This window comes from Methylococcus sp. EFPC2 (assembly GCF_016925495.1).
In the GTDB taxonomy this organism is placed as follows: Bacteria; Pseudomonadota; Gammaproteobacteria; order Methylococcales; family Methylococcaceae; genus EFPC2.
Window position 1 is genome coordinate 3,280,770 of the sequence record NZ_CP070491.1, and the last position, 25,661, is coordinate 3,306,430.

Below are 25,661 nucleotides of genomic sequence, written 5' to 3' on the forward strand. Positions count from 1 at the left end.
TAATCGGTGTAATTACTGCTTGGCCAACTCCAACGCACTGTGCGCGGGAGACACATTGACGCCCCGCGTCACAAAGACTTTCCAGTCCTGCGCGAGCGCTTCTGCCGCGCTCTCCGCCTCTTCCTTGCTCGCATAGGCCGCGAACACGCATGCTCCCGTGCCGGTCAGCCTAGCCTCCCCGGCGTGAGCGCCGAGTGCGGCCAGTGCATCGCGCACCGGAGGATACAACTCGGTGACAACGGACAGACAATGATTTTCCTGCTGGCCAGCAAGAAAGTCGCGTATTGTGATGGGATGATGATCGCGTGTCAAACCCGGAGCGTTAAACACCGCGCCGGTAGCGACATGACAGGGCGGGTTCAGAATGACATACCAGGGCTCCGCCAAGTCGGGCAATGGCACGATCTTCTCGCCAACGCCCTCCGCCCAGGCCGCGATGCCTCGAACGAATACGGGCACGTCGGCCCCCAATTCCAGACCTAGTTCGGCCAGGCGATCGATGCTCAGATTCAGCCCCCACAAGGCATTGAGCGCAAGCAGCGTCGTCGCGGCATCCGAGCTTCCGCCCCCCAGGCCGCCGCCCATGGGCAGATTTTTCTCGATGGAAATCTCCACACCCGGCGTTGAGCCAACCTCGCGCCGCAAGATGCGGGCCGCCCTTACGGTCAAATCGGATTCTTCCGGCACGCCGGGAAGCGGATTAAGCAGCGTGATCACGTCGTCGCCGCGGACCCGATAAGTAATCCAGTCGCACAAATCGACGAACTGAAATACCGTCTGAAGCAGGTGGTAGCCGTCCGGGCGCCGACCGACGATACGCAAGGTCAGATTCAACTTGGCCGACGCAGGAAGCCGCAATTCAGTACTTATGCTCAATTCAAAACCCACTCGTCCACGATCAACTTCAGTTTGAGCTCGCGCCCCTGGGCTGACAATTTTTGCGGCAGATCGAACTCCTTCACACGGGCGAAACGCTCGTAGGTCAACGAATATCCCTGCTGGCTGAACGATCGCACCTCGCCCGCGACACCCGCCACCGACACATACGCCGGCGCCCCACGCGGAGACGGCAAGCCGAGCACCCAATAGCGCAGCTCGCGCAAGGGCACGCTGAATCCCAACCGGTCTTTCAATAGCTCTTCGGGGTCTCGCGAGGAACGAATGTTTCCATTCCCCTCGTTGAGGTAAATCAAATCGTCCTGCAACACCACGGACACGGCGCCCTGGGAAAACGGACCGGACAGCCTGACCCGGTCCTGGCGACCGTCGTGCTCCCAGTACAGATTGGCGTTCACGCCCTCGCCATGCGCCTGTATCGCCACTCGCCCCTCAAGGCGCCAGTGAGTCAGTGCCAGCAGCCGGTTCTGCTCTGTGCCGGCCTGTAATTCCGGCGGTTTGACCCATGAGGGAGCACACGCCGTCGACAGCAGGCCGATCAAGGACAGCGCCAGTCCATGGCGTACACAACGCGCGATGCGATTCATACGTCCGTCGGTTAGCGGAAGGCTTCCGGATAGCGCTCGCGTATCCGCTTGATATCCCCATGTTCAGGATCTTTCTTGTAAGACTCCCGCCAAACCTTGCGGGCTTCGGCCTGTTTGCCCGATTCCCACAAAACCTCGCCGAGATGGGCGCCGATCTCCGGATCGGCAACGGCTTCGTAAGCCCGCCGCAGATAGGAGAGCGCGCCCTCGTAATCGCCCAGGCGATAGAGCAACCAGCCGTAACTGTCATGAACCGCCGGCTCGTCCGGCTTGAGCTCCAGCGCTTTATCGAGATATTTCCTGGCCTCTTCGAGGCGATCCGGGTAGCGGTCGGCCAAGGTATAGCCCAGGGCGTTCAGCGCGTTGCCGTCATCCGGGTTCTTTTCCAGCACGGCCCGGAGGTCCGCCTCCAGAACCTCCACGCGGTCCAGCTGTTCAGCCAGCAAAGCGCGGGTGTAAAGCAGCTCCACCTGTCCCGGCATCTCTTCCAGGCCTTGCGTCAGCAGATCGAAAGCCGCGGCGTAGTCCTTCTTCTTGTTGAGCAGTTCCGCCTCCAGCAGATAGAGGCGCAAGGCCTCCTGCGGGAAGCGCTTGCGCACCGTGGCGAGACGCGCGCGCGCTTCCGGCAAGCGCCCCAGATTGATCAAGGCGGTCACGCCGTTGACCTGCGCGTCGAACGCCAGCGGACCGTCGGTCACCTTATCGAACAATTCCAGCGCGGCACTCAGACGATTCTTGCGCGCCTCGATCAGCCCGAGATAAAAATAGGACTGCGTCTTCCAGCGCGACGAGGCGGACAACCGCGTGAAAGCCTGTTTTGCCTTATCGATCTTGCCGGAATCCAGCAGCGCCATCCCCAGGCCGAAACGCGCGTCCTCGTTGCCGGGCTCTTTCGCCAGCACGACTTCCAACTGCTTCACGGCCTCGGCGACATTGCCCGACTTGGCCAGGAACTGCGAATAAATCAGGCGCAGGCGTAGATTGTTCGGATCTTTTTTCAGCGCCTTCAGCACCGTTTCACGGGCCGCGTTGGAGTCCCCCATCTGCGACATGACCTGTGCCTGCAGGAGGCGGGCGCGATTCCAATCCGGGTGCAAGGCCAGAGCATGTTCGGTCTCATCCAGCGCCAACTGGTATTCGCCTTTGTCCGCGGCCAGCAAAGCCTGCGCGAAATGGACCTCCGCCAGATCCGGGAAGCGCTCGACCAGACGCCGCGCGAAATCGAGCGCGGCCTCTTTGGGCAGTTCCGCCCCCAAGAGCTTGACCACCTCGATGAGCGTTTCTTCCAGATCGACCCCGGGCAATTGCAGCAAGGCGGCCATCTGCTCCAAGGCAGCGTCCGCATGCCCCGCCTTAAGCTCCAGCAAGGCGGATAAACGTCTCGCCTCGACATTGTCCGGTTCGCGCGCGAGCCAGAGGCTGACAGCCTCCAGCGCCTGATCGGTTTTCTTGAGATACAGCGCGATCTGCGCTGCGCGGGCCGCCACTCGCGCGTCACCGGACAGTTTGGCGGCCTTGAGATAATTTTCCAGCGCGCTGTCGAATTGCCCCCTTTGGCCGGCCAACTCCGCCGCCAGCATCAAATAGACGGCATCGTCCTGCTGCTTCGGACCTCGGCTACCCTCACGTATGGCGGTATCTTCGAGCGTCCCATTTTCCAGACCCACCGTCCCTGTGCCGGCACACCCCGCAAACAGTAGGCTTCCCGCACACGCTAAACCGATCAATCGCTTAGACACGTATCCTGTTCTCTGTAAAGTTTTTGGTTGGAAGGCTAGGTGCGAGCCGGTGTCGCGACGGGTAAATGCCCGTGCTCCCCGATGAGGCCTGTAAGAGGCGAGTTTCGCGGATTTTACGCTTTCCCTCTGATGCGGCAATAGCGTAGGCCGGCGTCATCAGTCATTAAGCCACACATAGGATACGTACATAAGGGAAGCTTATTCACTGGATTACCAGAACTGAATTTAAATTATGCGATTTACCGCCTATAGTGCGCACCCAGCGGGGATCAGGCGAATCGCAAATCGGGAATGCCGCGCCACCCCGAGGCTAGCCCTCTACCGTATCGGCAGAGCAAACCGTTCGGGGACGTGGGAACACGAATATAACAGCCCTGAATTTCCACCTAACGAGAAAGCGAGGAGAAAACCATGGATCAATCAGCGCGCTACGCGGATCTGAGCCTGAAAGAAGAAGACCTGATCAAAGGCGGAAACCACATTCTGGTCGCTTACAAGATGAAGCCGAAAACCGGTTACGGCTATCTGGAGACCGCTGCCCATTTCGCGGCCGAGTCCTCCACCGGCACCAACGTGGAAGTATCCACTACCGACGAATTCACCAAGGGTGTCGATGCGCTGGTCTATCACATCGACGAGGCGACCGAGGAAATGCGCATCGCCTACCCGCTCGATCTGTTCGACCGCAACATCACCGACGGCCGCCTGATGGTCGTGTCCTTCCTGACCCTGGCCATCGGCAACAATCAGGGCATGGGCGACGTCGAGCACGCCAAGATGTACGACTTCTGGATCCCGCCGCGCGCCATCCAGTTGTTCGACGGCCCCTCCAAGGACATTTCCGACCTGTGGCGCATCCTGGGCCGCCCGATCAAGGACGGCGGCTACATCGCCGGCACCATCATCAAGCCCAAGCTGGGCCTGCGTCCCGAACCCTTTGCCCAGGCCGCCTATCAATTCTGGCTGGGCGGCGACTTCATCAAGAACGACGAGCCTCAGGGCAACCAGGTCTTCGCGCCGCTGAAGAAGACCATCCCGCTGGTGGTCGACGCGCTAAGACGGGCGCAGGACGAGACCGGCCAAGCCAAGATCTTCTCCGCCAACATCACCGCCGACGATCACTACGAGATGATCGCCCGCGGCGAATACATCCTGGAGCAATTCGGGCCCGACGCCGACAAGGTGGCCTTCCTCGTGGACGGTTATGTCGGCGGCCCCGGCATGGTCACCACCGCCCGGCGCAACTTCCCCAATCAATACCTGCACTATCACCGAGCCGGTCACGGGGCCGTGACTTCGCCGTCGGCCAAGCGCGGCTACACCGCCTACGTGCTGGCCAAACTGTCCCGATTGCAGGGCGCTTCGGGCATCCACGTCGGCACCATGGGCTACGGCAAGATGGAAGGCGAACGCGACGACCGCGCCATCGCCTACATCATCGAGCGCGACAGCTACACCGGCCCGGCCTACCACCAGGAATGGTTCGGTCTGAAGCCCACCACGCCCATCATCTCCGGTGGCATGAACGCGCTGCGTCTGCCCGGTTTCTTCGAAAACCTGGGCCACGGCAACGTCATCAACACCGCGGGCGGCGGTTCCTACGGCCATATCGACAGCCCGGCGGCCGGCGCGATCTCGCTGCGCCAGGCCTACGAATGCTGGAAGGCCGGCGCCGACCCGATTCAATGGGCCAAGGAACACAAGGAATTCGCCCGGGCCTTCGAATCCTTCCCGGGCGATGCCGACAAGCTCTTCCCCGGCTGGCGCGAAAAGCTGGGCGTACACAAATAATGTAGGGTGGGTTAGGCGCTCACGCGCTTCGCTTATCGGTGACCGACAAGCGAAGCGCGCCGTAACCCGCCATCCAGAACACGGAATGGAAGCCCCTGAAGATGCAAATCTCAGGGGCTTTTTTACCCGGCCATTCCGCAGCTTTACGCTTGGTTAATGCATCCGAGGTCACCATGAGCACGCCATTCGATATCCAGCAGTACCTCATCAGCCAAGAACCTTACTATCTGCCGCAAGGCAACGAGATCGAACTTTACGAAGCCGCCTACGCCGCCCGCCTGCCGGTGATGCTGAAAGGCCCGACCGGTTGCGGCAAGTCGCGCTTCGTCGAACACATGGCCTGGAAGCTGGGCAAGCCGCTGATCACCGTGGCCTGCAACGAGGACATGACGGCCAGCGACCTGGTCGGCCGCTACCTGCTCGACGCCCACGGCACCCGCTGGCTGGACGGCCCGCTCACCGTCGCCGCGCGGCACGGCGCCATCTGTTACCTGGACGAAGTGGTCGAGGCGCGCCAGGACACGACCGTGGTCATCCATCCGCTCACCGACCACCGGCGCTCTCTTCCGCTGGACAAGAAAGGCGAGCTGATCACCGCCCATCCCGATTTCCAATTGGTCATCTCCTACAACCCCGGCTACCAGAGTCTGCTCAAGGATCTCAAGCAATCGACCAAGCAGCGCTTCACCGCCTTCGATTTCGACTACCCGCCGGCCGAGTTGGAAACCGCCATCCTGGCCCAGGAAACGGGCCTGGACGAAACGCTAGCCGGCAAGCTGGTCAAGATCGGCATTGCCGCCCGCAACCTCAAGGGACACGGGCTCGACGAAGGCATTTCCACCCGTTTGCTGGTCTACGCGGCCACCCTCATCAAGGGCGGCGTCGCCCCGCGAGATGCCTGCCGCATGGCCCTGGTCCGCCCCATCACCGACGATGCGGACATTCGTACCACCCTGGATCACGCCATCGACGCCACCTTGGCGTAAACCCGGCTTTCTCGGAGGCTCCAGCCATGCAAGACGAAATGCAGGCCTACTGGAAACGGCTCGACAGCGGCTTCGCCCAGGTCCAGGAAGTATTCGAGGCCTGCATGGACGAGGCGCTCAAGGTGCTGACCGCAGACGGCGTTACCGCCTACCTGGAAGAAGCCCGCTTCCTGGGCAAGATGGGCCGGGGCGTCGAACCCATCCTGAGTTTTCTCGAGGGCTGGCCGCAAATCGCGGCTCATCTGGGCGAACATGCCTTGCCGGCCGTCTCGGCCTGTATCCGCACCCTGCACAAATCGCCGAATGGCAAGGCGATCGCCCCGTTTCTGCAGTCCCTACCCGCGGTCGCGCGCCGCCTGCATTCACTCGATCAGATCCAGGATTACCTGGTTCTGATCGTCGACTTCATGCACCGTACCACCGGATCCATCCACGGCATCCACACCACCTTCGCCAGTCCCGGCCTGCCGGAGTTCTTCGCGCAGGCGCCGTTTCTGACCAACCAACTTTCCGCCCAAGGGCTGAAAAAGTGGGTGGATTACGGCATCCGCAATTACCACGACCATCCCGAGCGGCAACGCGATTATTTCAGCCTGCAATCGGCCGACGCCCGTGCCGTACTGCAACGGGAGCGCCACGGCACCTTGCTGGTGGATCACGAGCGGCAACTGGACCTCTATCTGCGCGCACTGTGGCGGGACAGCGACCATTTCGTGCCCTATTCGACCGGATTCCACGAGCTGCGCAAACCCGTACCCTACTACGACGCCCTCGGCATCCGCCTGCCGGACGTTTACAACGATCTCGCCGGCATCGCGGGCATAGACCGTTATCGCGCCACTCTGGCGCACATCGCCGCCCACCGGCGCTGGAGCACGCCGATCTTCGCCGATAACTACAGCCCGTTTCAGCGCATGGCCGTCGAATTTTTCGAGGACTCCCGCGTGGAATATCTCGCCATGCGGGAATATCCGGGCTTGCGCCGCATCTTCGCGGCTCTGCATCCGGTGCCCGAGGAAAACGCCTGCAACCCGGAAACCGAATCCGCCGTGCGCCACCGATTGGCGATGCTGTCGCGCGCCCTGCTCGACCCGAACCACGGCTATCAAAACCCGCATGTCCGGGAATTCGTCGAACGCTTCCACACCCTCATGCGGCAAGGGGAGGCGAGCACGCAGGATATCGCCGACCTCGCCATCGCCTTCGTCGCCAAGACCCGGCGGCAAAGCGATCAACTGCCCAACGTGCACTTCAAGGATACCGAGGTCGACTACCGCGACGACAACCGCCATCTGTGGAAGTTTTACGAACTCAGCGACGATGAGGAGATGTTCGAGGAACACCGCCAGGTGGACGAGGAACAAACCCAAGGCCTGCCACCCCGCCATTATCCCGAATGGGACTACGCCAGCAGCACCTACCGGCCGGACTGGGTCAGCGTCTACGAATCGCTGCACCCCACCGGCAAAGCCGGCGACATCGACCGTCTGCTCGGCAAGCATGACGCCCTGGCCAAACGGCTCAAAAGGCTGTTGGACGTGCTCAAGCCGCAGAACAAGGTGCGCGTCCGCTATCAGGAGGAAGGCAGCGAACTGGATCTCGACGTCGCTCTGCGCTCGTTGATCGACTTCAGGAGCGGCACTACGCCGGACCCACGCATCAACCTGAGCCACCGCCACGACTCGCGCAACATCGCCGTGCTGCTCCTGCTCGACCTCTCGGAATCGCTCGCGCAAAAAGTGCCGGGCAGTGAACAAAGCATCCTGGAACTCAGCCAGGAAGCCGTATCCCTGCTGGCCTGGGCCATAGACCGGCTCGGCGACCCGCTGGCCATCGCCGGTTTCCACTCCAATACCCGCCACGAAGTGCGCTATCTGCACATCAAGGGCTTCAGCGAATCCTGGGACGACGGGGTGAAAAGCCGCCTGGCCGCCATGGAGGCCGGCTATTCCACCCGCATGGGCGCCGCCCTGCGCCACGCCGCCCACTACCTGGAAGCGAAGAAAGCGGACAAGAAACTCATGCTGATCCTCACCGACGGCGAGCCGGCGGACATCGACGCCAAGGACGAACGCCTGCTCATCGAAGATGCCCACAAGGCGGTGCAGGAACTCGACCGGCAAGGCATCTACACCTACTGCATCAATCTCGACCCCAAGGCCGACGACTACGTCAGCGACATCTTCGGCCAGCAATACACCGTGATCGACAACATCCAGAGATTGCCGGAGCGGCTGCCACAGGTGTTTCTCAGCCTGACGGCTTGACCCGAATAGCCCGCGTAGTAGGGGGCTTTCCGTGCGTGCGATTACGCTATCGCTATACGAGGTTTGACGAGGCGGTCGCAGGCCGGCTGAAGTATGGACATGTACCGTCCCAGTTCGGTTCGGTCGGGCCGTCGGTCCTTGGGTGTGCTTGGCGGCATGTGAATCTTCCCTTGATTGACAGTGGGGTAACCGACTCGCATCATCGAAAAATATCCGCCCCCGCTTTCCCTTTCTTCACGACCCGACCCAGGAGGTAAACATGCCGACACTCGCCGACGTTGCGCAGGCCATGCAGGCCGTACAGAATCAATGGGGGGCTTATATCCCCGCCCACTTAAAGAACTACAAGGCCGATCAGATCACCATTCTTGCCAACGAGCAGCAATGGGGCACCGCATTCCGCTTCATTTATGACGTAGTGTTCAAGCCGGCCAATCAGTTCAACCAGGAAGCCGGAGACTTCATCGACGGGGTACTGGGTTTCGTCACGCCGACTTTTTCCCATACCAAACGCAAGATCTATATCTCACCCAAGGTGCAGGGATATACCCGTGCACAGCAGCTTATGGTCTTGTCCCACGAATACATCCATTGGCTGTCGCACGAATCGTTCTATCCGAGTTATTACATGGTCGGCGGCCATCACCCCTTCCAGGTGGAGGGGGCGACCCAGTGGCTCACGGTGGCGTGCGGCTATCAGTTGGAATTTCAAACCCTGCCTGCCTACCTTTCGGAATACCTCAAGACGAACGCCTGGATCAGCGCCGACAAAGGCAATCTGCCGCGCCTGCTCGCCTATCTCTTCAACGGAGTTCGCACGGACTTGTCTTCCATACATCCGTGACGGATCGGCGGTCTGTAAAATATCTTGTCTGATAATCCTCTAGTCCGATTAGCGGAGCGTAATCCTAGTCCGCGTAGTATGGGGGCTCTCCACGCGTGCGATTACGCCATCGCTAATCGCGCCTACGGCTCTGTCACGCCTTGCTCCAGATGGGTAACCGGGCGGATGACTCATCCGACGCCTACCGATTGAAATAACGGGCGAGAGGCGGATGTCGGTCAATGGAGTTGAATATGCTGATTTCATCGGCAGGGTATTTCACAGGCTGTTTACATCGGCTGGCTAATGGGTGACCCCATTTCAGTTTTATGGCCCCTTTTAATCACTTTTCCAGCGGTAGGTGATCGTCAACCCGTTTTGGTAAATCGACGAACAGCTCAAGACCCTCCTGCCCTGGCTGAGCGAGTGGCCGTCGGCGGGTAGACAAGACCATTGGCGGGTAGAATGGCGGGCAGGAGAATAACTGTTCCATCAAACTAAAAAATCGCTATAGATCCATGCCACGATTGCGAACAGTTCAGCAGCCTAAGTCATTTGCCCCCGGACGACCCCGTCTCGGCGGCATTGGATAGATACAACACGGTATGCATATTACCGGACTCGTCTATCCTCTGATCGGCGTCCATATTGGGCATTTCAGAACCGACCTCATGGATAAACCGCATAATGGACTTCATATGATCTCCAGTACTATTGTCTCCGTTCAGCTCCACTCTGCAAGTTTGCGACCTGCAGTCTATACCTTGCGCCAGACCTTGATCCAAATGGTTTTGCCTTAATGCGTCTTGCAATGTAGATGCAGTTTTCGGCGCCCACTCGGGATCGCTTTTCTCGATTCGGAAATTGGTTTCTATGTGTGCCACGCGCTCCTCATTCAATCGTTCCTGTTCCGCTTTATAGGCATCATCGGCGAGTCTTTTGTCCTGTGCTTCGGGCTCCGACATATAACCTCTCGCGGCATTTGCTTGTAGCTGCGATATTCTACGCATCTCCGTAAGCTCGCCTTTCAATTTGGAAAGCTCCCGACTCAAGCGCTCGAAATTATCGCTATCGCCTTGTGCTGCGGATGATTTGTTAATAGCTTTCCGAGGCTCGGGGCTCGCCGCACCGGCTGATGCCAAGGATACGGGCGATCGTTCGTGCCCGGCAAATTCAGAATACACGGCATAAGCCAACAAGGGCGCAACGAGGATACTAGCCAGAATTAGTCGACGATAGTTTTTCATGACGAAGGATATCCAAAGTTAGAAATTCGTTCCTCGAAATACGAGACGGCGAGCGCTTCGCAAGCTACACCGCCTCGTATCGTCTAGCAATCGCTACTAAACAACAGCACCACGGATTAGTTATCGTACAGCTCAATACCTTTCAAATGTCCCTGAGAATTTGCCGGCACCGTTACCAGCGCGGAATATCTTCCGTAGAACTCGCTATTGCCCGCACCGGTGAAATTAAGATTGAACTGGCTCCACCCGGTCGTGCTTGTGCTGCCGGACCGCGACGTGATCAACGTACCGTTCTCCCGAAAACTATAAATCGTCGCGCTAAGAGTACCGCTGCTCAGATAGGACTGAACCCAGGCACTTGCCCCGGTAGTTCCGGTGCTTGCCCTTACGAACGGAAAAATCAGCGATGTCGGATAGGTAGCAAAACTACGAGCGCCATCAGTTAAATAATCTATCTTGGTCGCGTCCGACGCATTGTAGGGCTGAGCGAACTGGCTGGAATATATCTGCCAACCCGCAGCTTGAGCGCTGGCCATAACAAACACCGAAGAAGCAAAGGCTACAACCCATTTCCAATATGTAACGTTCATAGTAGATCTCCTAGATTAACAGGCTAAAGACTGCCGTTATTGATAGAGCCTGAAACAGGCTAGCTACCCTTAGCATCAACGGCGAACTCAGACTATCGCTGTAGCGATCTAAATTTCTGTATCGAATTAACTTTATGATTGTGAAGCGTTAACAAATAACAATATCGACTTTACTTAAGTCCATAGCTTGCTGCATATACCCACCCGCGCAACTTATTTTTCTACCCTAACAGGTGAAAAGCTTGTAGCTTTTTTAGGCTGCAAGCTGGGTAAAAAAAGATGAAGTGAAAAAGGGGTAATAGACAATATTTTATCGCGCTACCGCCCTTTATACGGTGCGCCTTTATACCGCCTCCTCATGGATAACCATGTCTGCGGCAGGATCTAGGCGTGGCTACGTCGGCAGCGGGGAATGGTTAAGGAGCTGGCTCACCCCCGGTGCCATCCGGGGGGGCGCCCGTGGCGTAAATGCGAACCTGCGCATCGGCATCGCTGGCGAGTCGGCGCAAGGCCTCGACCACGACACGCTCGCGGAACTGCTCGGCAGCACTGTGCTGCCACAACAGGCCGGCTACCCGTCGGCGGAAAGCCGGCACATGGTCTGACGTTTGCCGCGCGTCGATCAGCGCTGCCTAGGCCCGCGGATCGTCGACAGCAGCCAGCACGGTCAAGGCCCCTCGTACAGACCGGCGTAGGGTGAAAGCCAGGCATCCAGAGCCCGCTCGACCGAGGCGTCCAACCAGCGTCGCTGAGCCTCGGCCAGGGCGAGTGCCTGTGCGTCGTGATCGCCGTCGGGGCTCAGGCTTTCGAACGCGGTCGCCAGGGGCCGGAACTCCTCCAGCGTGGCCGGCTCCCTCTGAGCCGGTCCGGGCGCGATCCTCTGATCCGCCTCGGTAACTGCCGAGCGGCCGATGACTTTTATCAATCAGCGCCCTTCCGGGTAGGGATAGCTCACGTAGGAATAGCCTTCCAGCAGCCGGGCCAAGGCTGCGGCCAAGGAGAGGTCGGCGAAGGCGACCGTGATTTTGTCCTGACCGATTTGCGCAGCGTCGATACGAAAGCGGAGGTTGAGCCCAGCACCGGTCAGTTCCAAGCAATGCGATAAGGTCTGGTTTTTACAATACACGCTCAGGCGTTGCCCGGCGTGGTTGGTCAGGGGCGGGCCCGCGGCGCTTGCCGTACCCACAACCAGTCCCGCCCAGCAAGAGAGGAGTCCGGCCCAGGCTGAACCGGGTTGCAGAATAGGCCGCGACGGGCGCTCCCGTCGGAATCCGCGGGGTGGTTGGCAGGCAGGCTGGATTCGGTTGGCCAGCCAATGGATACTCACGGAAAAGATGAGCATGGAATTCCTCAACAAGATACCCGAAAACCGGGACCATCCTTTGCCCCCGCCTCGGGTCGGCTTCCTGTCGGCCGACTTTCCGGGCCGCAGCCTGATCGAAAACATCATCGCGCTGAATCGCCACTGAGACGCCCCTTAGCGCGGCATCTGCGCCGTTCGCAACCCCGATGCCGTTTAACGGGTTATGGCGACCCGTTTCCCTCTGTCAGAGGGACGGCGGCGACTAAAGCGACGCTTTGCAATTGGGAAATGCATAAGGAGCGACCTTGGGTCGCGGGTTCCCGGGTAGGGAGATCGAAGTGTTCGCTTCGCGACCTTTATGGCATCCCGCTCTACCGGCCGGCCTTCGCGCTCAAGTGCCGCCCGGCTTGCTCCCAGGTTTTGCCGGGTTGGGCGTGCTTTCGATGTAGGCGCGCGAGCCGGGGCATGGTTTCGGCGCTGAACATTGGGCGCTTTGCGGCGGCTGGGCGTCCGCATTGAGCGCAAAGCTGAAGATCAGATGGGTGATGACCCGACCGGCTTTGCCTTGGCTGTCACTGGGACGATCGGGGCTAACAGACACCGGCTTGGTGCTTTACGACCGCCCGCTTAAAATCGCAATGCCGTTCAGGCCATGGGCCGGTTCCCGCACTGTCGTTTTGCGGGGCCACTTTTCAACGGCAGTCATCAACACCACACCATCGGAGGTTACTTGGCAAGCAACAGGATGACCCTGAAATCTTTCTGCGCCTGGGATGGCGACACCCTGGTGCTGAACATACTCGGCACCCCCAGCGCCAAAAAGGATGCCATCGGCAAACCCAAGGGTAACCAGCTCAAGGTCAGCGTCACCGCCGCGCCGGTAGGCGGCAAGGCCACCGATCACATGGTGCGCTTCCTGGCCCCCGAATTCGGCGTGACCACCAATGACATCGAAGTGGTGTTCGGCCGCTTCAACGTCAACAAACAACTGCGCATCAAATCCCCCAAGAAACTCCCCGCCGTGATCAGCAAAGAACTATCTTCAGCCGAATAGGATCGGTAGCGGGATAGCCGCCGCTCCAAACACCCACAAATAACAAGATGAATCGAGCTACGTTTCAGCTATCTATCCCCGTCGCCGGCATGCCCTGAGCGTCACCCATCAACAGGCTTAAAAACCTGCCTGGATAAAGGGAGGGCGGGACCCGGCGCCCGAAATGGTGATGGAACTTCCGGCGCCAGCTCAAAGTCCAATTGTGCACGAATTTCACCGAGCAAGAAGCCGCTTGCTCTTCACCGGGAGAGTCGGTCACACCGACGGCAAGGCAAGAATTAGCCACAGGAGTTCACTGATCACGCTCCTGCCAGTCGGCGCAACGGTCGCAAGACGGCCGATCCATTCGATGCTGACGAGAACTTTCACCATGCTGGAGGGCTACTCTCATGAGACGCATCTATTTCCTGGCACCGAACGTCGAACTCACCCGGAAGATCGTGGACGACCTCCTCCTGGCCCGGGTGGAAGAGAGGCATATCCACGTCGTCGGCAAACAAGACCTTCCTCTGGATGACTTGCCGGAAGCGAGCTTTCTCGAAAAAACCGACTTCGTTCCCGCCCTGGAGCAGGGCATCGCCCTCGGCGGTGGAGCGGGATTGCTAGCGGGCCTGGTGGCCCTGGTCTTGCCGACGGGGTTGATATTGGGCGGCGGCGCCGTGTTTGCGATCACCCTGGCCGGTGCCGGCTTGGGCGGCTTGATGTCCAGCATGATAGGCATCAGCGTGGGCAATCGCCGCATCGAGCAGTTTCAGAAGGCTGTGGAGAGCGGAGAGTTGCTGGTGATGGTCGATGTGCCGCGGGACCGCGTCGACGAAATTGAAGAGATCATCAAGAAACATCATCCCGAAGCGGAGTGCGAAGGGGTGGATCCGCATACTTTCCCCTGAGCCCCTTCCTGGCCACCGCGAAGAAGGGGTCGGCGACCCTTTCGTCTTCTAAAGCCGATCCGACCAGCGGCCGTCGACGCGCGTCACGGCTTGTTCCGGTTTCGCCAAGCGTCGATGTCCGGCAGGGTCAAAGCACCACTGTGCGCCGTGCGCTCATGAGCGGCATCATAGAAATAGCTGCGGGGCATTTCGCCGTACCACGTATTGTCGATTTCATAGCGCAAGGCCTGCGCATCGGAGTCCGCAAAAATCCAGTTGTCGGCTTTTCCGATCAGACCGTGTTTCTGCAGCATTTTTGCCACGGCGTCTTGCTGCGCAAGGTCGTCGGTGGATACCAGGACGACCTGGAGACCGGGGAATTTGTCGAGTGCATGCGACAAGGCATCCAGCTCTTTCATGCAACTCACGCAATCGATTGACCAAACACTCAGGATGAACGGTTTGCCCGTCCGGGCGCTCTCAATCTGCGCCAAACTGCCCGAACCGAACGGACGGAGGGGAACCTCCGCCGCCGCGAGACGGGTGGTCAAAGAAATGAGCAGGAGAAAAACGATGCCGGGAATTTTCATGGCCATAGGTGACGGACGGATGACTCAACGACCGGCACTTGCCGACGCCTCGATGGGAATTAAGCGGTACCCTTGCCGCGAACTGTTCCAGGATAAGTAAATGCCCTGTTTATTGGCCAGGAGAACGGGGTAATCCGACTCCCCTGCAGCCTCCGCAACGGAACTTGCCGACGACCAGGTTTGCCCGCCATCCCCGGATTGCGTCGCCATGATCCGGGCGAGCTTCCCGTCGAATTCCTTCCACGCCAAAACCACACGCGCTCCCGCGCTGGCTATCGCGGGATGACTGGGCAGTTTCTTGGGGTCACCGAAAGACAGCGGATCGGAGAAATGACGACCTTCGTCGGTCGAGTAAGCGTAAAAGAGACCTTTACGCTTGGCTCCCAGGGTGAACCAAGCGATGTGGTAACGGCCGTCCGAGGCGATCGAGAAGCCGGGGCCGTGCTCCGGGCACGCCTCGATGCGCCAATCATCGTCGGTTACGCGCCACGCTTGCCACTCCGCGCCGCCCGGACCATTCGGCTTGATCAGGCCATGGTCGCGCGCGCCTCCCTGATAAACGAATCGCGACAACAAGACGGGGCTTCCCGCGGCATCAAAATCGAGCGCAAGCCGACAGCATTCGCACAGCGAACCCGCCGCCTTGCGGGCGGCCGGCTTCTCCGCGTTTGCACCATCCAGGGTCGTGTAATAAATCGCGTTGCCGACTTCACGCCAATCGGTTTTGTCGCGCTCGTCGTGCCAAAAAGCATACACGCGGCCGTAAGGGCTCAAGCCCAGCTTGCTCTGAAAAAAATTGGCCTGTGCGGCCTTGTCGCTGAGCGCAACGGGCTCGGAGAAGCTTTGCCCGTCTGCCGAAACACTCAGGTAAACCGCAGACTCCTGGCGTCCTTCCGCAGGATAAACGACGTAAACCCGGCCATTCCTGTCGACCACGATGTCGGGCCGATTTTCCATGGTCGTCTTGATGGTCTGCGCATCCGGATTGACTACGACCGGGGGACTGAAAGTTTTCCCCTGATCCCTGGAAAAATCGACATAGGCGTGACCCCTATCCGTCGCCACGCGCCACAAGCGTTGATCGGGTCCGAACGCGACGCCGACCGGCAGGTTGAAGCTAGCCCGGGGCACCTCTGCCCCCTCGGCAGGGGAATGAACCCCACCCTGATGCGACACGCTACACCCCGCGAACAGCAATGCCGCGCACACCCAGAGGACATGATTCAAAGATAAGCGCATGGGAACGGGGAGCTAAAACTCGTGGACCGCGATCAGAAGAGCAGGGAGATCCGGTTCACGATGCGGTAGTCGGGATTATCCTGATAACCGTACGCATCCCGGACGATCGGTATTCCGAAGGACAGGGAAATGTTCCAGTTCGCCCCGCCGGCATAACGCACGCCCGGAGAGAGATAAACCGTATTGCCGCCGGTATTCGGATCGTATTCGCCAAACGCCTTCTGCTTGGCATGCCATTCCCCATTGAGTTCGCCGACCAAAACCCAGCCCGCGGCATTGCTGGAGGCATACAACACGCTGGGCGCGACTCCGCCCAATGCGTAGGACAAAGCGAGGTTATATTGGAAACCGTCGCCCAGATTGGTCGACTGGGTCCCCGGCGTGGCGAACTGGTACATCACACTGCTATCGAAGGAGAACTGACCTAAGCCGTGGGTAAAGGCGCCGCCCAGGAAAGGATCCCAGGAACCGCTGCCGGGCTGAAAGTGGGCCTCGAACAATTCGCCGAGCGAATTTCTGGACCGGGTCGATCCGGTGGGCATTTTCAATCCGGCAATCAAGGAAGCATGGGTGGCATTATCCTGGCTGAACCAGAAACGCCATTGCCCAAAGGCCGAGATATCGCCGAACCCCGTGGAATTCCCCAGTCTGTTCACCGACTCGCCTTCCTCATGGGCGGCCTCCCGCACGTTATAGCGAAGAGATGCGGGAAGTTTGAGCCCCAGCGTCACGGTATCGGTAATCCCATAAGCCGCGTAGACGGAGGGATTCAAGGTATACCCTATGCTGTGGACATCTTCTTTGGGCGTTCCCTCGTTGGCATGCTTGATATCATGAAGCTGCGAATTCGTAAAAGTATCCCAAGAGATCAACTGGGTCCTTTCGCCGACCACCCATTTGCCCGCGGGCAAGGTAATGGCGCTGTCCGTGACGATCGGCGACGCGATACCGATGCCCACCCCGAGCCCGCCATGATCGGCGTGGACGGCAGGGCAGATCGAAGCCAGGGTAAAAGGAACGAGGAATTTAGCGAGATAGGCTTTATTGTTGTAAGACATGGTACCCACAAGATTGGCGAATCGCAGAATCCGGTTAACCGGCTCGCCAGCATCGCTCTACGCTAGCGAGACCGCCCCCAGGAACACGCAGGACGCGAAGCCCTGACTGGGGGACAAGCCTAGACGCCTCTTGGAGACTCTTCAATGATGGTGATGCCCATCCGGGCCATGAACATGGCCATGATCCAGCTCTTCGGCAGTGGCGTCGCGAATGTCGGTGATTTCGACGGCGAAGTTGAGCACCAGGCCGGCCATGGGGTGATTACCGTCCAGGATCACCTCGTCGTCCAACACTTCGAGTACGGTGACCAGTTGCAGACCCTCGGGTCCTTCGGCATGGAACTGCATGCCCGGTTCGATCACGTCTACGCCCTCGAAGGCATTCTTCGGCACGGCCTGTATCAAGTCTTCGTCGCGCAGGCCATAGCCCTCTTCAGGCGTTACCGTGACATCGAGGCGATCGCCGACCGACTTGCCGGCCAGGGCATTTTCCAGGCCGGGAATGATGTTGCCCTGGCCGTGTATATAAGCCAACGGGCCATGCCCTTCGGAGCTGTCGAGAACCTCGCCTTCTTCGTCGGTGAGGGTATAGTGAAAAAGCACGACCTTGTCGGCGGAAATAACCATGGTGACGCCCGTAATAGTTGAAAAAACCGCATCATACCGGTTTTCTCGAAATGGTGTTTCACATGGTCCGGACCGTGGCGCGCCGACATCGAGCGAGGGTTGGAGCCCGCGATTAAGGCAGCCGTCCGCTTCTGCTACAATGCCGGCCTTTCCGTAAGCCTAGAGACTACTGACGTGGCGCTGGATGTCATCCGTATCGCTACCCGCAAAAGCCCGCTCGCGTTGTGGCAGGCGAAACACGTTGCCGAACGCCTGGAAACCGCTCATCCCGGCCTGACCACCGAGCTGGTGGCGATGAGTACCCAGGGCGACAAGCTCCTGGATGCCCCGCTAGCCAAAATCGGCGGCAAGGGCCTGTTCGTGAAGGAGTTGGAGCAGGGCATGTTGGAAGGCCATGCCGACATCGCGGTCCATTCCATGAAGGACGTGCCGGTGGAGTTTCCGGACGGCCTGCACCTGGCCGTCATCCTGGAACGCGAAGACCCTCGCGACGCACTGGTTTCCAGCCGCTATGACTCGTTCGCCGCCTTGCCGGCGGACGCCCGCATCGGCACCTCCAGCCTGCGCCGCCAATCCCAGATACGCGCCCGACTGCCCGGCTGCACCATTCTCAACCTGCGTGGCAACGTCAACACCCGGCTCGCCAAGCTGGACGCCGGCGAATATGACGCCATCGTGCTGGCAGCAGCGGGACTCAAGCGCTTGGGCTTAGCCTCGCGTATCGCGGCCCTGCTCGATCCGGAAACCAGCCTGCCGGCCATAGGACAGGGGGCCATCGGCATCGAAACCCGCGCCGACGACAGCCGCGTCAACGCCCTGCTGCAAGCCCTGAACCACCCGGAAACCGCACTCAGGGTAAGCGCCGAGCGCGCCATGAACGAGCGCCTGCACGGCGGATGTCAGGTACCCATCGCGGGGTATGCCGAAGTTGACGGCGGCACCCTGCGTCTGCGCGGCCTCGTGGGCGCGGTCGACGGCAGCGAAATCGTGCGCGGCGAAGTCGCAGGGCCGGCCGCGCGCGCGCGCGAATTGGGCATTGCGCTGGCGGAAGATCTATTATCCCGCGGCGCCGATCGCTTGCTCCAAGCCTTGCATGACTAACACCGCCGCCCCGGAGATCCGCTTGCCGAACGACTTTACCGTCGTGGTCACGCGCCCCTCCGAACAGGCCGAAAATCTGTGCCGCATGATCGATGCGGCCGGGGGACGCGCCATGCGCCTTCCCTTGCTGGCCATAGAACCGCTTGGGGCCGACGGTGCGGTGCGATTGGCCCAGGCCGCAAACGTGGACTGGCTGGTATTCGTCAGCGCCAACGCCGTTCGTTATGGCCTGGAGCATATTCCGGCCGGTTCCCGCCCCCGCGTCGCGGCCATCGGCGAAGCGACGCGCGCGGCGCTGGAACGGCGGGGCTGGACGGTGGACCTAGCCCCCAAAGAGCAGTTTAATAGTGAGGTTTTGTTGTCCCAACCGGAGTGGGCCGAAATGAGCGGCCAGCGCGTGTTGATCGTGCGCGGCGAAGGCGGCCGCGAACTGCTGGCCGACACGCTGAGGACGCGCGGCGCGGAGGTGGAATACGCGGAAGTTTACCGACGCGTCAGACCCGCCCTGGAACTCACCGAATTCATCGCCTGGATCAGTGACGGGGCGAAGGGGGCGATCACGATCACCAGCGGCGACGCGCTGGATCACTTGGCCCAGGCACTGGATGCGCCGACCCTGGAGCGGATCGCCGAAGTCCCCATGGTCGTGGTCAGTGAACGCCTGGCAGAACGCGCACGGTCTTTGGGGTTTCGCTGTCCGGTGGTCGCCGAAACCGCGAGCGATCGAGCTGTTTTCGATGCGGTGGCGGACATAAGTTTCCGTGCACGCGGGGTTTTTCCGCCAATCTCAACACTACGGGGATACAGCCTTGGCTGACGAGGATAATGAATTGACTCCGAACGGCAAATCCGCCGTTACCGAAACCGATTCTTCGCAAACCGCTGATCGTCGGCCCCCTCCGCCTCCCCGAACCAATAGATTCGCCGCGTGGCTAGGTTACGGCACGCTATTGCTGATCGTCGCGCTGGTCGTCGCCGGCGTGTTTCTCCTGCAGGAGCTTCGCTCCAAACAAGAGGGGCTCGGCGGCGAACTGAACAAGGGCGACCAGCAGATGCTGGAACTGACCCACCAGATCACCGGACTCCAGGCCGAACTCGCCGCGCTACATAGCCAGTTCGCCACCCTGCAATCGCAAGTCACCACCGAAGACGCCACGTTCGAGCGCATCATCGGCGAACAGGGGACCTCATTCGGCGAAAAACTGGAGAGCACGCGGTCCGATCTCGATAGCTCCATACAGCACATCCAGCAGCAGCTCAACAAGAGCCGTGGCGATTTGATGGTCGCCGATGCCGAATACCTGCTGAGCATCGCCAACCAGAAACTGCATCTGGTCGGCGACGTGAAAGCGGTGCTGGCCGCGATGGAAGCGGCCGATCAAAGGCTGCACGACAGCGGCGACCCTGCCGCCTACAAAGTCCGGGTCGCCCTGGCCGAGGAAATCGACCAGCTCAAGAAATTCGAGGCTCCCGATGTGGTCGGGATTTCGGCTCGGCTGCTGGCCCTGGAGAGCAAAACCAAGGCTCTGCCCCTGTTCTTGCCTCATGCGGACATGAGCAAGACCCAGCCGGACGAGCCTGAGAGCAAACCCTCCGAACCGAGCAACGCCGACGCCAAAAACCTCGTCGACTCCACCCTGCACAATCTGCGCGACCTGGTCAAAATCCGTCGCACCGACCGGCCCATAGAGGCGGTTTTGGCGCCCGAGCAGGCCGAAGCGCTGCGCCAAGTTCTGTTGCTCAAGTTGGAGATGACGCGTGCCGCGCTTTTGCGCGGAGACGACGCGTTCTACAAGGCCAATCTGGAATCGGCGCAGGCCTGGCTCGGCGAACACTTCGACGGCGACGCGGCCAGCACGAAATCCGTTGCCGAGGACTTGCGCGCTCTGGGCGCCGTTCAATTGAGCCTGCCGTTCCCGGATGTCAGCAAATCCCTGGCCATGCTGCGCAATATCGAGAAGCTGCGCCTGGAAGCCGAAGAACGCGCAGCGCCCCGCAAAGCAGCTCCCGGCGGCGCCGGCACCCCCCCGGCTCCGACTCCGGCTCCGACTCCGGCGCCGGAACCCGCGCCAACGCCAGGGACAGCTCCGGCGCCCGCCGAGACTCCAGCCGCGAGCGGCGAGAGTGTCAAGCCTGAAACGGTAGCGCCTGCAGCCAGCCCCGTCCCTACAGCCGAGAGCGGTGGCAATGCCGCTGCCCCGGCCGAAACGCCCAGTCCCGCGCCGACCCCGCGCAAACGGACCAAGGGAGTCAAACCGTGAAAAGAGCCCTGATCCTCCTGGCGATTTTCTCGATCATCCTGGCCGGGGCGATTTTTTTCATCCATCGCCAACTGGCCTCCCAGGGTGATCCCGGCTTTTTCGTCGCCGGTATTGGAAACTGGAAAATCGAGACCACGCTGATCCTGGCGGCGAGCGCGATCATCCTCAGCTTCATCGCTCTCTACGTCGTAATCCGGATCATCGCCAATACGCTCAGACTGCCGCGCGTCATCAAGCAGCGCGTGCGCGAGAAGCGGGGCCGACTGTCTCAGGAGGCCCTCGTCGCCGGCCTCCTGGCCTCGGTCGAAGGCAATTGGGAAAATGCGGAAAAGCATCTGATCCGCCATGCGGCCAACAGCGGCGTGCCGCTGATCAACTACCTCACCGCCGCGCGCGCCGCTCACTCGCGCGGCGCGCTGGAGCAGCGCGACGAATACCTGAGGCTCGCCCACGAATCCATGCCAGATGCCGAGCTGGCTATCGGGCTCACCAAAGCAGAGCTGCAGTTATCCAACCAGCAGTTCGAAGAAGCCCTGGAAAATCTGACCCAGCTCGAACTCATCGCCCCCAGCCATGCCGCCGTCCTAAGGCTCAAGCACCAGGCCTATGCGCAAGCGGAAGACTGGGAAGGACTTAGCCACATCATTCCCCAACTTCATACCAACAAGATCTTGCTGGAAGCGGAAATCAAGCTGCTGGAGGCCGAAACATATACCGCACTGCTCAAGCAACGTTCGGAGGAGGGAGGCGCCGCCACCCTGCGCAAGGTGTGGGACACCATACCCGCACACATTCGTGAAATGAGCGGCATACAGCAACTTTATTTTGCGGCGATGATAGAAGCTGGCGCCGGAGCGGAAGTCGAAACGGCGTTGCGACAGGCCTTAAGCAAGGAATGGAACTCCACCCTGCTCGTGCTATACGGCTGCATCCAGTCGTTTGACGCCCAGCAGCAACTCGCCCTCGCCGAAGAGTCCTGGCTCCCCTCCCATGCCCGGGACGCCGTCCTGCATCGCGTGTTGGGTAAATTGGCATTACGCGTCGGCGACCGCGAAAAAGCCGCGAAATACCTGGACACCAGCCTGGGGATAGAACCCAGCGTGGAAGCCTATCAACTGATGGGCGACCTTTTCCTCCAGCAAAACGATACCCCGAAAGCCAGCCAGTATTTCCGCAACGGCCTGTTATTCGCCTCCAACGAAGTGGTCGCGCAGATCGAGCAATATCCTCAGGCCGACCTCGACAGCCAGGAAGTCGCTGAAGCGCCAGCGGAAACGGAACCGGCCGCCTCCTCGTCTTGATACCCACGCCCGAGTAGGGTGGATGCCCGGTAGGGCGATCCGCCACTAAACCTCGAAAAAACATATCGCGCTATCCCGCTTTCCATCCGGCGGAACCCGATAGGACCTGGTTCCGCCCTCCTTGGGCTACGGCATTCCAAACTCGCCCCAAAACCCGGCAGTAGGCTGGAATGACCAGCGGGAATTCCAGCTCTTTGCGGACTATTCGCTGGAATTCGCTCCCGCTCATTCCAGCCCACGGCGCTGATCTATCATCCCCCCAACCCAGCCGGTTCCGTGCTGGGCGAGATCTGCTGCATTAGCTTATTCTTTACATAGTCGCAGCGGTCACATTTGGAGCCCCGCCATTACGGAATGGTTCGACTGGGGTACTGAACACGACCTTGTGCAGCGTCAAAGCTAGACAATTACTCAACTTATCTGCAACGGGAGACTCCCATGTCCAGGACTTTTTTGGCCTGTGTCGTCGCCTTGGCGGTAGCCGGGTGTGCCTCGACCCGTCCCGTCCTTTATCCCAATGAACGTTTCAACGCGGTCGGCGCGGAGGCGGCAGAACATGATGTCGAGATCTGCATGGAGCTTGCGGAATCCGCCGGCGCCCAACCCGGGAACAGCAGCGCGCAAGACGCGGCTGCCAGAACTGCCGGGGGAGCCGCCGTCGGCGCCGCCTCGGGAGCGGTCGGCGGCGCCGTGGTCGGGGCGGCGGGTTCCGGTTCCGCAATCGGGGCGGCCAGCGGAGCCACCGCCGGCTTGTTGCACTGGATATTCAGCAAGCCGACACGCAGTCCGGCTTTCGAGAACTTCGTGAATCAGTGTCTACAGGAGCGAGGTTACCAGCCCGTCGGCTGGGATTGACGCTTTCCTCACGTTCCCTGGCGGCCGAATCTGGTGGGCGCCGGAAGACCTTCTGCGCCGGCGCCGTAAAATAGGGCCGGCACCACCGGCTCTCCGCCAAATGGGAAAATTACCCAATATCGGATGGCTTGGTCTGGATATATGCGAAGTATCAGGCGTAGATGAATTTTCAGCCGCCGGACTGACATATCACATTAACGGATATCCTCCCTGTCTTGTGTGACCCTATGCATAAGGTCACTCGCCACCAACACTCATCCTGTCGGATCCGGGTATCTTACTACCCGTGAAACATTACCGCGCCTGGAGCAATCTCTTTTCTTGCCGACTTCCCCATGACAAATGAGATATAGATTTCGCTGCTATACTCATTCTGCTTAGCATTGTTAGTTAGGCTGTTTAGAAATGCTCCCACTAATTACAGCCCAATTTCTTCTAACCAACGGGGCATAGAGGAACCATAAATGAGAAGAGCGTTTGGCGCCATGATACTGTCATTAGCTGCATCTGCTTCTTTTGCGGCTGATACAGATATTATCTCCGCAGAAGCCCCGGAAGCCATCTTGGATATTGCGAAAGGCTTCGGTAGCGCGTCCTTGGAAAAAGACAGTGAAGGCGACCCTAGAATCGTCGGACGAATCGAAGGAACCAAGTATCAAATATCATTTTATGGCTGCAGCAAAGGCTCTCAGTGTGACGACATTCAGTTTGGTGCAGGCTGGTCCGGCGCCAAAGTTAGCGAAGATAAAATTAATAATTGGAATCTAACAAGACGGTATGGCAATGCATATTCCGATAGTGACGGGGATGTGAACTTGAAAATGACAGCCAATATCGACTATGGGGTAACCAAGCGCAACCTCGAAGATACGTTTGATTGGTGGGTTAAAGCTCTTCAAGGGTTTAAAAAAGACGTGCTGAAGCAATAGGAAGGGAAACAAGCCGCGGCACCGAAGGGTTACGCCGGGATTATTGATAGGAATTGTGCAATGACGCGTGCTTCGAGCCCTAAATGGGCGGGTCGCCCAACGGGGCATCGCCCGCGACCGCCATGCAAGGGAATTTGATACCGGGTTTTCGACTGACCGGGCTCCGAGCGGTATCGATTTTCAAACCGCGAATACCCGGACCGGTTCAAACCTCACGCCCATAAAAAAACCCGGGGATGACCTTGCGGCACATCGCCCGGGCTCTTCAATCGAAGAAGCGGGAAGCTTGCGCTTCCCGCTCGGTTCGGCACTACTCCAGATTGGCGTGCCGGGTCCGCATTTCTTCTTCCGGAATTCCCTTCTCGTGGATGATGTGCGAGACCGTTGCTTCCAGCAGGAACAACGTGGACAGTTCGAAGGTCGTGCCCATGGGCATGCCGACCACCTTGCTGTACAACTCCGGCGTTCCGATCTGGAACGTCGTATCCGCCAAATCGCCCAACGTAGAACTGCTCTTGGTGGAAATCAGAGCAATCTTCGCACCTTGCTCCTTGGCTTTCTTGGTAAAGGCCAGCATGGTTTCGGTCTCGCCGGAACCCGAGATGACGATGAACAAATCGCCTTCACGGATGCTGGGAGTCACGATTTCGCCGACGACGAATACTTCGTATCCGCCGTGCATCAAACGCATCGCGAAGAATCTCGCAACGAGACCCGAACGACCGGCTCCGGCCACGAAGATGCGCTTGGCCCCATCGAGTATCTGGGTCAGCTGCGCGTCGTAGGTGTCGGGGGTCGCGGCGAGTATGCCGGAAATCTTATCGAAGATAAGCTTCTGGTGCATTTGACCTTACCTTACAGGGCGTCAACCAGACCGCGGATTTCCTTGGCAGCGGCGGCAGGAGAAGCCGCACCGTAGATGGCTGCGCCGACTACGACGATGCCTGCACCGGCGCGAGCAACCTGCTGAACGGTAGACTGGTTGATACCGCCGGCTACCGACACGGTTGCACCCAGGTTCAGGTTCAGGATGCCTTGCAGGTCGGCGAACGGGGTGTGGCCGGCAGCCTGTGCGTCCAGACCGGTGTGTACGCCCAGGATGTGAGCGCCGGCAGCAACGCCTTCGCGAGCCAGGGCAGCCTTGTCCGGAACGTTGATCAGGTCGATCTGAGTCTGCTTGCCGTAAGCATTGGCAGCTTCGATCACACCCTTGATGGTGGCGATACCGGCGACGCCCAGCACGGTGACGATGTCTGCGCCAGCGTTATAGAACGGCTTGGCTTCGTACAGACCGGCATCCATGGTCTTCAGGTCGACCAGGACCTTATTGCGCGGGTGAGCGGCCTTCAGAGCCTTGACCAGGCCGATGCCATTGAACTTGATGGACGGGGTACCGATTTCGAGAATGTCGACATAAGGAGCCACGGAAGCGGCCAGTTTCAGGGTCTGTTCGAAATCCAGGGTGTCCAAAGCGACTTGAATTAGGGGCTTAGCCATGATGCGTCCTCCGAAAGGTTATTCAGTAATTACGAGGTGCGATGCATTGT

Annotated in this window: 26 protein-coding genes; 13 read left to right on the forward strand and 13 right to left on the reverse strand. The window is 59.7% G+C overall.

Features of this window, described 5'->3' with window-relative positions:
* Positions 1 to 12: 12 nt before the first annotated feature.
* The 3 genes from ispE to JWZ97_RS14190 are packed head-to-tail and all read right to left on the reverse strand — an operon-like array spanning position 13 to position 3,151.
* Positions 13 to 876, reverse strand: a complete 864-nt coding sequence (gene ispE, locus JWZ97_RS14180; protein ID WP_240342355.1) for a 4-(cytidine 5'-diphospho)-2-C-methyl-D-erythritol kinase — start codon at positions 874 to 876, stop codon at positions 13 to 15.
* Positions 873 to 1,484 (reverse strand): lipoprotein insertase outer membrane protein LolB, encoded by a 612-nt coding sequence (lolB, locus tag JWZ97_RS14185; protein WP_205430431.1) that lies wholly within the window; start codon positions 1,482 to 1,484, stop codon positions 873 to 875. Before lolB ends, ispE begins: the two co-directional genes overlap by 4 nt.
* Before the next feature lie 11 nt (positions 1,485 to 1,495).
* Positions 1,496 to 3,151 carry a tetratricopeptide repeat protein gene (locus JWZ97_RS14190; RefSeq protein WP_240342356.1) on the reverse strand — a complete coding sequence of 552 codons (1,656 nt, stop codon included), beginning with the start codon at positions 3,149 to 3,151 and terminating at the stop codon, positions 1,496 to 1,498.
* 483 nt (positions 3,152 to 3,634) lie between these two features.
* On the opposite strand from JWZ97_RS14190, the gene JWZ97_RS14195 reads away from it, so the two are divergent.
* From JWZ97_RS14195 to JWZ97_RS14210, 4 genes are all read left to right on the forward strand, one after another.
* Positions 3,635 to 5,014, forward strand: coding sequence for a ribulose-bisphosphate carboxylase (locus JWZ97_RS14195; protein WP_205430433.1), 1,380 nt, complete (start codon positions 3,635 to 3,637; stop codon positions 5,012 to 5,014).
* 173 nt (positions 5,015 to 5,187) lie between these two features.
* Complete coding sequence (locus tag JWZ97_RS14200) at positions 5,188 to 6,000, forward strand: CbbQ/NirQ/NorQ/GpvN family protein (RefSeq protein WP_205430435.1); 813 nt, start codon at positions 5,188 to 5,190, stop codon at positions 5,998 to 6,000.
* A gap of 26 nt (positions 6,001 to 6,026) precedes the next feature.
* Positions 6,027 to 8,267 carry a nitric oxide reductase activation protein NorD gene (locus JWZ97_RS14205; protein WP_205430437.1) on the forward strand — a complete coding sequence of 747 codons (2,241 nt, stop codon included), beginning with the start codon at positions 6,027 to 6,029 and terminating at the stop codon, positions 8,265 to 8,267.
* Between the two features lie 259 nt (positions 8,268 to 8,526).
* Positions 8,527 to 9,111: a hypothetical protein gene (locus JWZ97_RS14210; RefSeq protein WP_205430439.1), complete on the forward strand. Its 585-nt coding sequence runs from the start codon at positions 8,527 to 8,529 to the stop codon at positions 9,109 to 9,111.
* Between the two features lie 530 nt (positions 9,112 to 9,641).
* Here JWZ97_RS14210 and JWZ97_RS14215 read toward each other — a convergent pair.
* The 4 genes from JWZ97_RS14215 to JWZ97_RS14230 all read right to left on the reverse strand — a co-directional run bounded on the left by JWZ97_RS14215 (position 9,642) and on the right by JWZ97_RS14230 (position 12,113).
* The gene (locus tag JWZ97_RS14215; RefSeq protein WP_205430441.1) at positions 9,642 to 10,337 is read right to left on the reverse strand and encodes a hypothetical protein; all 696 of its coding nucleotides are present in this window, start codon (positions 10,335 to 10,337) and stop codon (positions 9,642 to 9,644) included.
* Positions 10,338 to 10,453: 116 nt separating this feature from the next.
* Positions 10,454 to 10,927, reverse strand: coding sequence for a hypothetical protein (locus JWZ97_RS14220; RefSeq protein WP_205430443.1), 474 nt, complete (start codon positions 10,925 to 10,927; stop codon positions 10,454 to 10,456).
* Positions 10,928 to 11,594: 667 nt separating this feature from the next.
* On the reverse strand, positions 11,595 to 11,852 hold the full coding sequence (locus tag JWZ97_RS14225) for a hypothetical protein (RefSeq protein WP_205430445.1): 258 nt from the start codon (positions 11,850 to 11,852) through the stop codon (positions 11,595 to 11,597).
* Positions 11,853 to 12,113 (reverse strand): hypothetical protein, encoded by a 261-nt coding sequence (locus tag JWZ97_RS14230; protein WP_205430447.1) that lies wholly within the window; start codon positions 12,111 to 12,113, stop codon positions 11,853 to 11,855.
* A gap of 154 nt (positions 12,114 to 12,267) precedes the next feature.
* Here JWZ97_RS14230 and JWZ97_RS20195 point away from each other — a divergent pair, with 154 nt between their 5' ends.
* From JWZ97_RS20195 to JWZ97_RS14240, 3 genes are all read left to right on the forward strand, one after another.
* Positions 12,268 to 12,396 carry a hypothetical protein gene (locus tag JWZ97_RS20195; protein WP_256438252.1) on the forward strand — a complete coding sequence of 43 codons (129 nt, stop codon included), beginning with the start codon at positions 12,268 to 12,270 and terminating at the stop codon, positions 12,394 to 12,396.
* Positions 12,397 to 12,975: 579 nt separating this feature from the next.
* Positions 12,976 to 13,284, forward strand: a complete 309-nt coding sequence (locus JWZ97_RS14235; RefSeq protein WP_205430455.1) for a DUF167 family protein — start codon at positions 12,976 to 12,978, stop codon at positions 13,282 to 13,284.
* A gap of 389 nt (positions 13,285 to 13,673) precedes the next feature.
* On the forward strand, positions 13,674 to 14,174 hold the full coding sequence (locus JWZ97_RS14240) for a DUF1269 domain-containing protein (protein WP_205430457.1): 501 nt from the start codon (positions 13,674 to 13,676) through the stop codon (positions 14,172 to 14,174).
* 83 nt (positions 14,175 to 14,257) lie between these two features.
* Here JWZ97_RS14240 and JWZ97_RS14245 read toward each other — a convergent pair whose 3' ends face one another.
* From JWZ97_RS14245 to JWZ97_RS14260, 4 genes are all read right to left on the reverse strand, one after another.
* Positions 14,258 to 14,749 carry a TlpA disulfide reductase family protein gene (locus JWZ97_RS14245; protein ID WP_205430459.1) on the reverse strand — a complete coding sequence of 164 codons (492 nt, stop codon included), beginning with the start codon at positions 14,747 to 14,749 and terminating at the stop codon, positions 14,258 to 14,260.
* A gap of 18 nt (positions 14,750 to 14,767) precedes the next feature.
* Positions 14,768 to 15,874, reverse strand: a complete 1,107-nt coding sequence (locus tag JWZ97_RS14250) for a sialidase family protein (protein ID WP_205430461.1) — start codon at positions 15,872 to 15,874, stop codon at positions 14,768 to 14,770.
* A gap of 140 nt (positions 15,875 to 16,014) precedes the next feature.
* Positions 16,015 to 17,040, reverse strand: coding sequence for a transporter (locus JWZ97_RS14255; RefSeq protein WP_205430463.1), 1,026 nt, complete (start codon positions 17,038 to 17,040; stop codon positions 16,015 to 16,017).
* Between the two features lie 141 nt (positions 17,041 to 17,181).
* Positions 17,182 to 17,667 carry a peptidylprolyl isomerase gene (locus tag JWZ97_RS14260; RefSeq protein ID WP_205430465.1) on the reverse strand — a complete coding sequence of 162 codons (486 nt, stop codon included), beginning with the start codon at positions 17,665 to 17,667 and terminating at the stop codon, positions 17,182 to 17,184.
* A gap of 174 nt (positions 17,668 to 17,841) precedes the next feature.
* Here JWZ97_RS14260 and hemC point away from each other — a divergent pair, with 174 nt between their 5' ends.
* The 6 genes from hemC (at position 17,842) to JWZ97_RS14290 (ending at position 24,114) form a co-directional block, all read left to right on the forward strand.
* Positions 17,842 to 18,768, forward strand: coding sequence for a hydroxymethylbilane synthase (gene hemC / locus JWZ97_RS14265; protein ID WP_205430474.1), 927 nt, complete (start codon positions 17,842 to 17,844; stop codon positions 18,766 to 18,768).
* Positions 18,761 to 19,585 carry a uroporphyrinogen-III synthase gene (locus JWZ97_RS14270; protein ID WP_205430476.1) on the forward strand — a complete coding sequence of 275 codons (825 nt, stop codon included), beginning with the start codon at positions 18,761 to 18,763 and terminating at the stop codon, positions 19,583 to 19,585. Before hemC ends, JWZ97_RS14270 begins: the two co-directional genes overlap by 8 nt.
* Complete coding sequence (locus JWZ97_RS14275; RefSeq protein ID WP_205430484.1) at positions 19,578 to 21,029, forward strand: uroporphyrinogen-III C-methyltransferase; 1,452 nt, start codon at positions 19,578 to 19,580, stop codon at positions 21,027 to 21,029. Before JWZ97_RS14270 ends, JWZ97_RS14275 begins: the two co-directional genes overlap by 8 nt.
* Positions 21,026 to 22,330 (forward strand): heme biosynthesis HemY N-terminal domain-containing protein, encoded by a 1,305-nt coding sequence (locus JWZ97_RS14280; protein WP_205430486.1) that lies wholly within the window; start codon positions 21,026 to 21,028, stop codon positions 22,328 to 22,330. Before JWZ97_RS14275 ends, JWZ97_RS14280 begins: the two co-directional genes overlap by 4 nt.
* Before the next feature lie 438 nt (positions 22,331 to 22,768).
* Complete coding sequence (locus JWZ97_RS14285; protein ID WP_205430488.1) at positions 22,769 to 23,185, forward strand: glycine zipper family protein; 417 nt, start codon at positions 22,769 to 22,771, stop codon at positions 23,183 to 23,185.
* Positions 23,186 to 23,649: 464 nt separating this feature from the next.
* Entirely contained in the window at positions 23,650 to 24,114 is a 465-nt protein-coding gene (locus JWZ97_RS14290; protein WP_205430490.1) for a YbjN domain-containing protein, read from the forward strand.
* A 310-nt stretch (positions 24,115 to 24,424) separates the two neighbouring features.
* On the opposite strand, the gene hxlB is transcribed toward JWZ97_RS14290, so the two are convergent.
* Together hxlB and hxlA are read right to left on the reverse strand one after the other, a co-directional pair.
* Positions 24,425 to 24,958, reverse strand: a complete 534-nt coding sequence (gene hxlB / locus JWZ97_RS14295; protein WP_205430492.1) for a 6-phospho-3-hexuloisomerase — start codon at positions 24,956 to 24,958, stop codon at positions 24,425 to 24,427.
* 11 nt (positions 24,959 to 24,969) lie between these two features.
* Positions 24,970 to 25,611, reverse strand: a complete 642-nt coding sequence (hxlA, locus tag JWZ97_RS14300) for a 3-hexulose-6-phosphate synthase (RefSeq protein WP_205430500.1) — start codon at positions 25,609 to 25,611, stop codon at positions 24,970 to 24,972.
* Between the last annotated feature and the right edge of the window lie 50 nt (positions 25,612 to 25,661).